Below are 12,581 nucleotides of genomic sequence, written 5' to 3' on the forward strand. Positions count from 1 at the left end.
CAACGGCGCCCCCATCACCACGTAAGGGCTCGGCGCGCTGGGGAAGACCACCGGCCGGGCCAGGTCGCGGTAGCCGAGGCTGCGGTAGAGGACGCGGGCGGGGCTCTCGGTGTCGATGGCGGAGAGGATGCTGCGCGGTTCTGCCGCGGTGCGGGTGATCTCCGTGATGAGGCACCGGCCGATGCCCCGCTTCTGGAAGTCGGGGTGGACGTGCAACTCGGTGATGACGAAGGAGTTGTCCAGCCAGCCGTCGGACCCGGTGGCGCGCAGATACGGCTCGACGACGCCGGACCACCAGTGGCCGCGGTCGTTGGGCATGCCGTAGACGAAGCCGACCAGCCGCCCGTCCGCCGTCGTGGCCCCCAGGGCGCGCGCGCCCGGCGAGGCCAGGTGCCGGAGCACGATGAGGCGCCGTACGCCGATCTCTTCGTCGGTGAGGCCGAAGGCCAGGGCCTGCACGGCCAGCGCGTCGTCCACCCGCGCGGCGAGGTCCAGCGGCCCGACCACGATGTCATCCATGCCGGGAGGCTACCTGTGCGAACGCCCGCGGGGCGCTCGGGTCAGAAGAGCACGCTCATGAACGCGCCGACTTCCTCGAAGCCCACGCGCCGGTAGGCCGCCCTGGCCGCGGTGTTGTAGTCGTTGACGTAAAGACTGGCGACGGGGGCGATCTCGCCGAGCGCGTACCGCAGGACGGCCGCCATGCCGGTCTCGGAGAGGCCGCGGCCGCGGTGTTCGGGGGCGACCCAGACGCCCTGGATCTGGCAGGCGCTGCGGGTGGCGGCGCCGATCTCCGCCTTGAAGACGACGCGGCCGTCCTCGATGCGGGCGAAGGAGCGGCCGGAGCCGACGAGCTCGGCGACGCGGGCCTGGTAGAGCAGGCCGCCGTCGCCGGCCATGGGCGAGACGCCGACCTCCTCGGTGAACATGGCCACGCACGCCGGCATGATCACGTCCATCTCGTCCTTGCGGATGCGGCGTACGTGCGGGTCCGGCTCGATGTCGGCGGACAGCGAGGAGGTGACCATCAGGGGCTGGTGGGGCCGCACTTCGCGGGCGGGGCCCCAGTGGGGTTCGAGGAGGGACCACAGCTCGGTGGTGGCCGCGGCGGGGCCGACGATGGACGAGCAGCGGCGGCCCGAGCGGCGGGCGCGGTCGGCGAAGGCGCGTACGGCCTCGGGGCCCGCACAGATGGGGACGAGGTTGGCACCGGCGTAGCAGAGGGATTCCAGACGGCCGCCGGCGTACCAGCCCCACATCTCGCCGCCGAGCCGCCAGGGGTCGAGTCCGGCGACCTGGACACGTGCGGCGACGAAGGCGTTGGCGACGGGCTCGCGGTCGAGGACGGCGAGGGCAGCGTCGAGTTCGCCGGGCTCCAGGACCTTGGTGGTGGTCGTCGTCAACACGTGTCGGTATGCCTCACCGTCGCGGGCCGGAGGCCATGGGAACAGGTCTTGGAACTGTACCTCCACGGCTCCGCGCACACCTCCCCCGCCGGGTGGCGGACACGGCGGTGCCCCGCCGCGAGGGGCGGGGCACGGCGCGGTGCGGGCGGGCGGTCAGCCGCTGACGTTGATCTCCGGCTCGCCGGAGGCGACGCCGTCCCTCTCCATCTGCTCGGCGATCTTGAGGGCTTCCTCGATGAGGGTCTCGACGATCTTCGATTCGGGGACGGTCTTGATGACCTCGCCCTTGACGAAGATCTGGCCCTTGCCGTTGCCGGAGGCGACACCGAGGTCGGCCTCGCGGGCCTCGCCGGGACCGTTGACGACACAGCCCATGACGGCCACGCGCAGCGGGACCTCCATGCCCTCCAGGCCGGCGGCGACCTGGTCGGCGAGCTTGTAGACGTCGACCTGGGCGCGGCCGCACGAGGGGCAGGAGACGATCTCCAGACGGCGCTGGCGCAGGCCCAGGGACTCCAGGATCTGCATGCCGACCTTGATCTCCTCGGCCGGCGGGGCCGACAGGGAGACCCGGATGGTGTCGCCGATGCCCTCGGAGAGCAGCGCGCCGAAAGCGACGGCGGACTTGATCGTGCCCTGGAAGGCGGGGCCGGCCTCGGTGACGCCCAGGTGCAGCGGGTAGTCGCACTGCGCGGCGAGCAGGCGGTAGGCGTTGACCATCACGACCGGGTCGTTGTGCTTGACCGAGATCTTGATGTCCCGGAAACCGTGCTCCTCGAAGAGCGACGCCTCCCACAGCGCGGACTCGACGAGGGCCTCGGGGGTGGCCTTGCCGTACTTCGCCAGGAGGCGGGCGTCGAGGGAGCCGGCGTTCACGCCGATCCGGATCGGGGTGCCGGCCTCGCCGGCCGCCTTGGCGATCTCCTTGACCTTGTCGTCGAACTGCTTGATGTTGCCCGGGTTCACCCGGACCGCGGCGCAGCCGGCGTCGATCGCGGCGAAGACGTACTTCGGCTGGAAGTGGATGTCGGCGATCACCGGGATCTGCGACTTCTTCGCGATGATCGGCAGCGCGTCGGCGTCGTCCTGGGTCGGGCAGGCGACGCGCACGATCTGGCAGCCGGAGGCGGTGAGCTCGGCGATCTGCTGGAGCGTGGCGCCGATGTCCGAGGTCCGGGTCGTCGTCATCGACTGCACCGATACGGGTGCGTCGCCTCCGACGGCCACGGAGCCGACCTGGATCTTGCGGCTGACCCTGCGGTCGGCGAGCTTGATCGGAACGGAAGGCATTCCAAGCGAAATCGCAGTCATCTGGCGAGCAACCCCAAGGTGTGAAATCCAGGTCCCGAGATCGGCGGGCTCCGGTCTTCGAGGTTACGGCAAGGGATCCCTTCGGGGCACATCCCGCCCCTCGCCGGACGGGCCGGGGGCTGCCCCCGGCCCGTCCGTGCGGGCCTACGTCAGCCGGACCGGGTTCACCAGGTCCGCGATCAGCACCAGCAGCGTGAAGCAGATGAAGATGCCCGCGACCACGTACGCGACCGGCATCAGCTTGGCCACGTCGAAGGGGCCCGGGTCGGGGCGGCGGAAGACCCTGGCGAAGGCGCGCCGCACGGACTCCCACAGGGCTCCGGCGATGTGTCCGCCGTCCAGCGGCAGCAGCGGCAGCATGTTGAACAGGAACAGCGAGAGGTTGAAGCCGGCGACCAGGAAGAGCATGGTCGCGACCTGCTGGGACGGCGGGATGTCGAGGTTGAAGACCTCGCCGCCGACGCGGGCCGCGCCCACGACGCCCATGGGCGAGTCGGCCTTGCGCTCGCCGCCGTCGAAGGCGGCGTTCCACAGGTCGGGGATCTTCTGGGGCAGGGCGATCAGGGATTCGACGCCCGACTGGACCATGTCGCCCATGCGGTCGACGGACTGGCCGAAGGACTGGGGTACGACGCCGGTGGCGGGGGTGAAGCCCAGGAAGCCCGCGGTGACGTACTGGCCCTTGATGGGCGTGCCCTTGCCGTCGTACTTCTGGACCTGGTTGGAGATCAGGTTCGCGTGGAGGGTGGTGCGGGTGCCGTCCCGGTCGACCGTGAGGGTGGCCGGGCCGGTGGTCCTGCGGATCTCCTTCTGGAGGGTGGCCCAGTCGTCGATCCGGTGGCCGTTGAACGCCACGATCCTGTCGCGCGGCTTGAGGCCGGCCGCCTTGGCCGGGGAGTCCTTGGCGCCCTGGGCGCACTTGTCGGTCTTCTCGGAGGCGGAGACCACACAGTCGGAGACCGTCGAGACCCGCGTCGTCTGGGTGTTTATCCCGAAGGACATCATCACGCCGAGGAAGATCACCACGGCCAGGACGAGGTTCATGAAGGGCCCGGCGAACATCACGATGACGCGCTTCCACGGCTTGCGCGTGTAGAACAGCCGCGATTCGTCGCCCGGCTGGAGCTCCTCGAAGGCCGCCGATCGGGCGTCCTCGATCATGCCGCGCCACGGCGAGGTGGAACGGGCGGTGATCCTGCCGTCCGCGCCGGGCGGGAACATGCCGATCATGCGGATGTAGCCGCCGAGCGGGACGGCCTTGATGCCGTACTCGGTGTCGCCCTTGCGCCGCGAGAACAGCGTCGGCCCGAAGCCGACCATGTACTGCGGCACCCGGATGCCGAAGAGCTTGGCGGTGGAGAGGTGGCCCAGCTCGTGCCAGGCGATCGAGAAGAGCAGGCCCACCACGAAGACGACTATCCCGAGGACGGTCATCAGTGTTGTCATGCGCGGGCCTCCGAGGTCGCTTTCACCGTACGGGCCGCCGCGTGGGCGGCCAGTTCCCGGGCCCGGGCGCGGGCCCAGGTCTCCGCTTGCAGGACGTCCGGGACCGTCAGCAGGGTTCCCGGCGCGGGGGTGCCGTGTTCCGCCACCACCTCGGCGACGGTATCGACAATCCCATTGAACGGCAGCGCGCCGGACAGGAAAGCGTCGACGCATTCCTCGTTCGCCGCGTTGAAGACGGCGGGCGCGGTGCCGCCGAGGTTCCCGACGTGCCGGGCGAGGCCGACCGAGGGAAAGGCCTCGTCGTCGAGCGGGAAGAATTCCCAGGTGGACGCCTGGGACCAGTCGAAGGCCGGGGCGGCGTCGGGGACGCGCTCGGGCCAGCCGAGGCCGATGGCGATGGGGCCGCGCATGTCGGGCGGGGTGGCCTGGGCGAGGGTGGAGCCGTCCGTGAATTCCACCATCGAGTGGACGTAGGACTGCGGGTGGACGACGACCTCGATGCGGTCGAAGGGGATGTCGTAGAGCAGGTGCGCCTCGATGACCTCCAGGCCCTTGTTGACGAGGGTCGCGGAGTTGATCGTGATCACCGGGCCCATGGACCAGGTGGGGTGCGCGAGGGCGTCCTTCGGGGTGACGGAGGCCAGCTCCGCCTTCGTACGGCCGCGGAAGGGCCCCCCGGAGGCCGTGACGACCAGCTTGCGGACCTCGGCGCGGGTGCCGCCCAGCAGCGCCTGGAAGAGCGCGGCGTGCTCGGAGTCGACCGGGATGATCTGCCCCGGCTTGGCCAGCGCCTTCACCAGCGGGCCGCCGACGATCAGGGACTCCTTGTTGGCCAGCGCCAGGGTCCGGCCCGCCTCCAGGGCGGCGAGGGTCGGCGCGAGGCCGATGGAGCCGGTGATGCCGTTGAGGACGGTGTGGCACTGGCTGCGGGCGAGCTCGGTGGCCGCGTCGGGGCCCGCGAGGATCTCGGGCAGCGGCTCGGCGCCGTACTGCGCGGCCAGCGCCTCGCGCAGGGCCGGCACCGTGTCCTGGCGTGCGACGGCGACCGTGCGCACCCGCAGCTGCCGCGCCTGCTCGGCGAGGAGGCCGACCCGGCCGCCGGCGGCGGACAGGGCCGTCACCGTGAAGCGGTCGGGGTTGCGGAGCACGAGGTCGATGGCCTGGGTGCCGATCGATCCGGTCGAGCCGAGGATCACGATCTCGCGCGGTCCGCCGGCGGGGGCCGGGGCGGAGTAGCGCAGATGCGGGTCAGCGAGGGAGTCCGTCATGGGCTCCATTGTTGCCTCTTCCGGCCGGTGGGCGGACAGGGATCCCCCTGGCCGCCCTCCGCGGCGGACGATTCAGCTCCGGAAGGGGCCGCGGCCGGTCAGCGGACGGGCCGGTGGACGTTGTCGGTCTTGGACGGGCCGGGGGTGGCGTCGGCGATCCAGGGGCCCTCGCCGCTGGGGTCGACGATGCCGGCCTCCAGCCATGCGTAGGCGCCCGACATCACGCCGGAGACGAGCTCGCGGTCGAGGTCGTCGGTGTTGGTCCACAGCCGCCCGAAGAGCTCCTCGACGCGGACGCGCGCCTGCCGGCAGAAGACGTCGGCCAGCTCGTACGCCTCCTGGCCGTGCTCGCCCTCGCCGCGCAGCCGCTCGGCCCGTACACACGCCGCGCTCATGGCGAAGAGCTCGGCGCCGATGTCCACGATCCGGCCGAGGAAGCCCTGCTTGGTCTCCATCCGGCCCTGCCAGCGCGACATGGCGTAGAAGGTGGAGCGGGCGAGCTTGCGCGAGGAGCGTTCGACGTAGCGCAGGTGGGTGGCCAGGTCGCGGTGGCCGGAGGGGTGGAACTCGGTGTAGGTGCGGGGCAGCTGTCCGGGGCCGGTGAGGAGCTTGGGCAGCCAGCGGGCGTAGAAGCCGCCGGCCCGGGCGCCCGCGCGGGCCTTGTCGCCGAGGGACTTGTCCGGGTCGATGAGGTCGCCGGCGACCGAGAGGTGGGCGTCGACGGCCTCGCGGGCGATGAGCAGGTGCATGATCTCGGTGGAGCCCTCGAAGATGCGGTTGATGCGGGCGTCGCGCAGCATCTGCTCGGCCGGGACCGCGCGCTCGCCGCGGGCGGCCAGCGAATCCGCGGTCTCGTAGCCGCGGCCGCCGCGGATCTGGACCAGCTCGTCGGTCATCAGCCAGGCCATCTCGCTGGCGTAGAGCTTGGCGAGGGCGGCCTCGATGCGGATGTCGTTGCGCTCCTCGTCGGCCATCTGGCCGGAGAGGTCGAGGATGGCCTCCAGGGCGAAGGTGGTCGCGGCGATGAAGGAGATCTTGGCGCCGACCGCCTCGTGTTCGGCGATGGGCTTGCCCCACTGCTCGCGGGCGGTGGACCACTCGCGGGCGATCTTCAGGGCCCATTTGCCGCCGGCCACGCACATGGCGGGGATCGATAGGCGGCCGGTGTTGAGGGTGGTCAGGGCGATCTTCAGGCCGGCGCCCTCGGGGCCGATGCGGTTCGCGGCCGGGACGCGGACCTGGTGGAAGCGGGTGACGCCGTTCTCGATGCCGCGCAGGCCCATGAAGGCGTTGCGGTGCTCGACGGTGACGCCCTCGGCCGCCGCCTCGACGACGAACGCGGTGATGCCGCCCTTGTGGCCCTCGCTCCTCGGCACCCGGGCCATGACGACCAGGAGGTCGGCGACGACGCCGTTGGTGGTCCAGAGCTTGACGCCGTCCAGGACGTAGTCGTCGCCGTCGGGGACCGCGGTGGTGGCCAGCCGGGCGGGGTCGGAGCCGACGTCCGGCTCGGTGAGGAGGAACGCCGTGATGTCGGTGCGGGCGCAGCGCGGCAGGAAGGCGTCCTTCTGCTCCTGGGTGCCGAAGAGCTTGAGCGGCTGGGGCACGCCGATGGACTGGTGGGCGGAGAGCAGCGCGCCGACGGCGGGGCTGACGGAGCCGACGAGGGCGAGGGCCCGGTTGTAGTAGACGGCGGAGAGGCCGAGGCCCCCGTACTTGGTGTCGATCTTCATGCCGAGGGCGCCGAGCTCCTTGAGCCCGCCCACGGTCTCGTCCGGGATCCTCGCCTCGCGCTCGATGCGGGCGCCGTCGATGCGGGTCTCGCAGAAGTCGCGGAGCTTGGCGAGGAACTCCTCGCCGCGCCGCACGTCCTCCAGGGCGGGTGTGGGATGCGGGTGGATGAGGTCGAGCCGGAACCTGCCGAGGAAGAGTTCCTTGGCGAAGCTGGGCTTCTTCCAGTCCTGTTCCCGGGCCGCTTCTGCGACCTGGCGTGCTTCGCGCTCGGAGACCGGTCGTACGGATGGTGCGGTCATGAGGCACCTCGCCGCTTGTCGGGGCCGTCCCGGTCGGCTACCGACCGGTGCTACTCGACCGTATGTACCCGATCCGCCGGGCCTCTACCAGACCTCGCGCAATGATCCGGCCCGCCGCGGCTCAGTGTCCCGTGCCCGGGGTGACGAGCCCGCTCTCGTACGCGGCGACGACGGCCTGCGCGCGGCTGCACAGGCCGAGCTTGGCCATGGCGCGGTTGAGGTGGGTCTTGACGGTCGCCTCGCTGATGACGAGTTCGCCGGCGATGCCGGCGTTCGACAGGCCGCGGGCGGTGAGGCGCAGCACCTCGCGTTCCCGGCCGGTGAGCGCGTCGAGGCTGCCGGCGGACCGGCCCGCGGTGACGGCCGGGCGCCGGGCGAACGCCTCGATGAGGCGGCGGGTGACGCTGGGCGCGAAGAGGGTGTCGCCGCCCGCGACGGCCGTGACGGCGGCCAGCAGCCGCTGCGGGCCGGCGTCCTTGAGCAGGAAGCCGGCGGCGCCCGCGCGCAGCGCGGCGTAGACGTATTCGTCGAGGTCGAAGGTGGTCAGGACCAGGACGCGCGGGGCGGGGCCGTCCTCGGGGGCGGCGGCGAGGATGCGCTCTGTGGCGGCGATGCCGCTGAGGCCGGGCATCCGGATGTCCATGAGGATCACGTCGGGGCGGTGCTCGGCGGCGAGGGCGACCGCCTGCTCGCCGTCGGCCGCCTCGGCGACGACCTCCATGCCGGGCGCGGCGCGCAGCAGGGCGGCGACGCCGGCGCGGATGAGGATCTGGTCGTCCACGACGAGGACGCGGATGTCCGGCCGGTCCTCGGTCTGCGCGGTCATCGCGGGGTCCGTCCCTCTTCCGTACGGCTCGTGCCGATCGGGACCCTCAGACGGGAAGGGTGAGCCGCACCTCGAATCCGCCGTGGTCGCGCGGTCCGGCGGCCAGGGTCCCGCCGTAGATCCTCGCGCGCTCGCGCATGCCGATCAACCCGTGTCCGGTCGGCGGGCCGTGGATGGCCGAAAGTGTGCCCCGGCCGTCGTCGGTGACGCTGACGGTCAGCCGCCGCGGCCGGAAGGCGACGCGGACGGTGGCCCGGGCGGGGCGGGCGTGTTTGATGACGTTGGTGAGGGCTTCCTGGACGACGCGGTACGCGCACAGGTCCGCCCCCGGCGCGAGGGGCCGCCGCTCGCCGGTGATCTCCAGCTCCACGGGCACGCCGGCGGCCCGTACCCGCTCGGCCAGTTCCTCCAGCCGGTCCAGGCCGGGGGTCGGCCGGTAGGGGCCGTCACCGTCCTCGCCCGCGTCCTCGGGGCCGACGCGCAGGACGGCCAGCAGGCGGCGCATCTCCTCCAGTGCCTCGCCGCTGGTGGCGGAGATGGTCCCGAGGGCGTCGCGGGCGGTGTCGGGGTCGGCGGTGAAGACGTAGTGGGCGAGGCCCGCCTGGACGGATATCACGGACATGTGGTGGGCGACCACGTCGTGGAGTTCGCGGGCGATGCGGACGCGTTCCTCGGCGACGGCGCGGCGGGCGTTCTCCTCCTTCTCCAGGCGGAGCTGCTCGGTGACGGCGGAGAGCTGGGCGTTGCGGCCGGCCAGCCGGCGGGCGCTGTTGCCGAACCACCAGAGCGCGCCCGGGGTGACGAGGCTCTGGGCGGCCACGGTCCACATATCGCTGCGGGGGTTCGACAGACCCGCCAGGATCCACAGGGTGAGGACGGCGGTGGAGCAGAGGGCGGTCGTGCGCGGTTGCCGGACGGAGGCGACGGTGTACAGGGCGACCATGGGGGCGGTCGCGTTGATGACGGGCCAGTAGCCGCCGGCGATGTGGAGCAGGGCGAACGCGCAGGTGAGGGCGAGCACGGTGATCGGTGCGCGGCGGCGGCCCACCAGCGCCATGTTGGTGGCGACCGTGCCGACGACGCCGGGAGCGTCCAGGGCGTGCCAGCCCTCGGGCGGCCGCTCGTGTCCCAGCAGCAGCGCGACGACCGTGAAGCCCACCGCCAGCGGCACGTCCAGGGCCGCCCTCGGCCAGGCCGCCACTCGCGCACCGAGCGCCTCCGGGGTCCGCATCGGCGCAGCGTAGCGGGGCGGGGTGCGGTGGGGCATCGGCCGGGCGGAGTCGGTGGCTCCTACCGCGCCGGTCGCAGCCGGACGGCCGGGCTGCCGCGGTGGGTTGACGGAGGAATTGCACCCGTCGCGTGACGACCGGCGTACGGCGGCGGCCGTACGGTCGGTGTGCCGGCCCGGCGGTGACGACGGGGGCGGGCCGGCGGGTACGGGGGGCCGGTGGCGCGGTGCGCTCCGGATCGTGGCACGGTCCGGAGCGCACCGCGCCCCGCCGTCCGGCCGTCAGTCGCCGACGGTCAGGACGATCTTCCCGGAGGTGCGGCCGGTCTCGCCCAGCTCGTGGGCCTTCGCGGCCTCCACCAGCGGCAGGACGGCCGCGATCTCGGTGCGCAGCCGGCCGGACTCGACCAGTTCGGTGATGCCGCGCAGCCCGGCCAGGTCGGGCTCGACCAGCAGGCGGCTGACGCGGAGGCCGCGCTCGCGCGCCGCGGCGGGCACCGCCTCGTCGAGGGGCAGCAGGGAGACGAGGATGCCGCCGGGGCGTAGGACGCGCAGGGAGCGGGCGGGGTAGTCGCCGCTGATGGACTCCAGGACGACGTCGACGTCGCTCACCGCCTCGGCGAAGTCCCGCTCCTTGTAGTCGACGAGCTCGTCGGCGCCCAGGTCTCGCAGGAAGTCGTGCTTGGCGGCGCTCGCCGTGCCGATGACGTACGCGCCGCGGGCCTTGGCGATCTGGACGGCCAGGTGGCCGACGCCGCCGGCCGCCGCGTGGATCAGGACGCGCTGTCCCTCCCGCACGTCCGCGGTGTCGACGAGGGCCTGCCAGGCGGTGAGCGCGGCCAGCGGCAGCCCTGCGGCCTGTACGTGGTCGAGGCCGCGGGGCTTGGGGGCGAAGTGCCGGGTGGGGGCGGTGACGTACTCGGCGTAGGCGCCGGCCGGGTGCGGGAAGCGGGGCATGCCGTAGACCTCGTCGCCGGGGGCGTAGAGGGTCACGCCGTCGCCGACCGCCTCGACCGTGCCGGAGACGTCGAAGCCGAGGCCGAAGGGCGTGGTGTCGCCGGTGTAGTAGCTGCCGCGGCCGCGGGTCTTCCAGTCGACCGGGTTGACGCCGGCGGCGCGCACCCGCACCAGGACCTCGCCCGGGAGCGGCTCGGGGCGGTCGGTCTCGACCAGCCGCAGCACCTCGGGGCCGCCCGCGGTCTCCTGGCGGATGGCGAGCATGCGGGCGGGGGTGGCGGTCATGATGATGCGCTCCTTGCGTCGTGCTGTGGGATGCCTCCAGATTCCCGGAGACGCCGAGCGGCAACGAGTGGCCTGACTGTCATGATGCGCAAGGATCGGGCCACTTGCGGGGAGCGAAACGACGACGGCCGGGGCGCACCCTGAGGTGCGCCCCGGCCGTTCGCGGGTCGTGCGGGGACTTCCCGTCGCGCTACAGCGCCAGGCCGGTCAGGACCAGCACGCGCTCGTAGGTGTAGTCGTCCATCGCGTAGCGCACGCCCTCGCGGCCCACACCGGACTGCTTGGCGCCGCCGTAGGGCATCTGGTCCGCGCGGTAGGACGGCACGTCGCCGATGATCACGCCGCCGGTCTCCAGCGCGCGGTGGGCGCGGAAGGCCGTCTGCAGGTCGTGCGTGAAGACGCCCGCCTGGAGGCCGTACGGGGAGTCGTTGACCGCGTCGAACGCGGCCTGCTCGCCCTCGGCGCGGGTGAGGGTGAGGACCGGGCCGAAGACCTCCTCGCAGGCGATCGTCACGCCGGCCGGGACGTCCGCCAGAACGGTCGGGGCGTACGTGGCACCCTCGCGCTTGCCGCCGGTGAGCAGCGTCGCGCCGGCCTTCACGGCCTCGTTCACCCAGGACTCCACGCGCTCGGCGGCGGCCTCGCTGACCAGCGGGCCGACGTCGGTGGCGGCGTCGGACGGGTCGCCCGTCACCTGCGCCTCGACGGCCGCGACGACCTTGGGCACGAGCCGCTCGTACAGCGAGGCGTCGGCGATGACGCGCTGCACGGAGATGCAGGACTGGCCGCCCTGGTAGTTGGAGAAGGTGGCGATGCGCTGCGCCGCCCAGTCCAGGTCCTCCTCGGAGGACCAGTCGGCGAGGACGATGGCCGCGCCGTTGCCGCCGAGCTCCAGCGTGACGTGCTTGCGCGGCGCGGAGTCGAGGATCGACCAGCCGACCGGGCCGGAGCCGGTGAAGGAGATGACCGGCAGGCGCTCGTCCTGGACGAGGGCGGGCATCCGGTCGTTCGGTACGGGCAGCACGCTCCACGAACCGGCCGGCAGGTCCGTCTCGGCCAGGATCTCGCCCAGGATCAGGGAGGAGATCGGGGTGGCCGGGGCGGGCTTGAGGATGATCGGGGCGCCGACCGCGATGGCCGGGGCGACCTTGTGGGCGCTCAGGTTCAGCGGGAAGTTGAAGGGCGCGATGCCGAGGACGGTGCCGCGGGGGAAGCGGCGCGTCAGGGCGAGACGGCCGGTGCCGCCGGCGTCGGTGTCCAGGCGCTGGGCGTCACCGGCGTTGAAGCGGCGCGCCTCCTCGGCGGCCCAGCGGAACACGGACACGGCACGGCCGACCTCGCCGCGGGCCCACTTGATGGGCTTGCCGTTCTCGGCGGAGATCAGCTGGGCGATCTCCTCGGTGCGCTCGGTGAGCCGCTTGGCGACGTGGTCGAGCGCGGCGGTGCGGACGTGGGCGGGCGTCGCCGCGAACTCGTCACGGACGGCGTGCGCGGCGGCGACGGCCTCCTCGACCTGCGCCTCGGTGGGCACGCTCACGGTGCCGACGAGACGGCCGTCCCAGGAGTTCGTGACATCGAAGGTCTCCTCGCCGGTGGCCTCGCGGCCGGCCAGCCAGAACGCGTGGGGAGCAGTCACGGTTTTTCCCTCCCGGGGGGTGTTGATGATTTTGGCTTCCCCACGGTAGGCGCGGGGGCGCCGGGGGCCGATTGTCCGTGGTGGAGCGTGGGCCGGTTGGGGCGCACCGTAATGGCGCGGTCCGCTGCGCGGCTGTTCCCCTACCCGCCCCTTCCCGAACCGGGGGCAAGCCCCCGGACCCCCGT

At 72.7% G+C, this 12,581-nt stretch carries 10 protein-coding genes; all 10 read right to left on the bottom strand.

Going from position 1 to position 12,581, the window contains the following annotated elements:
- Positions 1-519, bottom strand: a 519-nt coding sequence (locus J7E86_RS20190; protein WP_215083119.1) for a GNAT family N-acetyltransferase, incomplete at its 3' end; no start/stop codon positions are given.
- A 41-nt stretch (positions 520-560) separates the two neighbouring features.
- Positions 561-1,406, bottom strand: coding sequence for a GNAT family N-acetyltransferase (locus tag J7E86_RS20195; protein WP_215083120.1), 846 nt, complete (start codon positions 1,404-1,406; stop codon positions 561-563).
- A gap of 153 nt (positions 1,407-1,559) precedes the next feature.
- Positions 1,560-2,717 carry a flavodoxin-dependent (E)-4-hydroxy-3-methylbut-2-enyl-diphosphate synthase gene (ispG, locus tag J7E86_RS20200; RefSeq protein ID WP_215083121.1) on the bottom strand — a complete coding sequence of 386 codons (1,158 nt, stop codon included), beginning with the start codon at positions 2,715-2,717 and terminating at the stop codon, positions 1,560-1,562.
- A 144-nt stretch (positions 2,718-2,861) separates the two neighbouring features.
- The gene (locus tag J7E86_RS20205; protein WP_215083122.1) at positions 2,862-4,163 is read right to left on the bottom strand and encodes an RIP metalloprotease; all 1,302 of its coding nucleotides are present in this window, start codon (positions 4,161-4,163) and stop codon (positions 2,862-2,864) included.
- Positions 4,160-5,431 carry a 1-deoxy-D-xylulose-5-phosphate reductoisomerase gene (dxr, locus tag J7E86_RS20210; RefSeq protein WP_215083123.1) on the bottom strand — a complete coding sequence of 424 codons (1,272 nt, stop codon included), beginning with the start codon at positions 5,429-5,431 and terminating at the stop codon, positions 4,160-4,162. Before dxr ends, J7E86_RS20205 begins: the two co-directional genes overlap by 4 nt.
- A 98-nt stretch (positions 5,432-5,529) precedes the next feature.
- Positions 5,530-7,464: an acyl-CoA dehydrogenase family protein gene (locus tag J7E86_RS20215; protein ID WP_215083124.1), complete on the bottom strand. Its 1,935-nt coding sequence runs from the start codon at positions 7,462-7,464 to the stop codon at positions 5,530-5,532.
- Positions 7,465-7,585: 121 nt separating this feature from the next.
- The gene (locus tag J7E86_RS20220; protein ID WP_215083125.1) at positions 7,586-8,290 is read right to left on the bottom strand and encodes a response regulator transcription factor; all 705 of its coding nucleotides are present in this window, start codon (positions 8,288-8,290) and stop codon (positions 7,586-7,588) included.
- Positions 8,291-8,336: 46 nt separating this feature from the next.
- On the bottom strand, positions 8,337-9,521 hold the full coding sequence (locus J7E86_RS20225) for a sensor histidine kinase (protein WP_251019407.1): 1,185 nt from the start codon (positions 9,519-9,521) through the stop codon (positions 8,337-8,339).
- A gap of 279 nt (positions 9,522-9,800) precedes the next feature.
- Positions 9,801-10,760: an NADP-dependent oxidoreductase gene (locus J7E86_RS20230; RefSeq protein ID WP_215083127.1), complete on the bottom strand. Its 960-nt coding sequence runs from the start codon at positions 10,758-10,760 to the stop codon at positions 9,801-9,803.
- 190 nt (positions 10,761-10,950) lie between these two features.
- A complete protein-coding gene (locus J7E86_RS20235; protein WP_215083128.1) occupies positions 10,951-12,396 on the bottom strand; it encodes an aldehyde dehydrogenase family protein in 1,446 nt (481 codons plus the stop codon).
- Positions 12,397-12,581 lie beyond the last annotated feature (185 nt).

This window comes from Streptomyces sp. ISL-11, assembly GCF_018614525.1.
Taxonomy (GTDB): domain Bacteria; phylum Actinomycetota; class Actinomycetes; order Streptomycetales; family Streptomycetaceae; genus Streptomyces.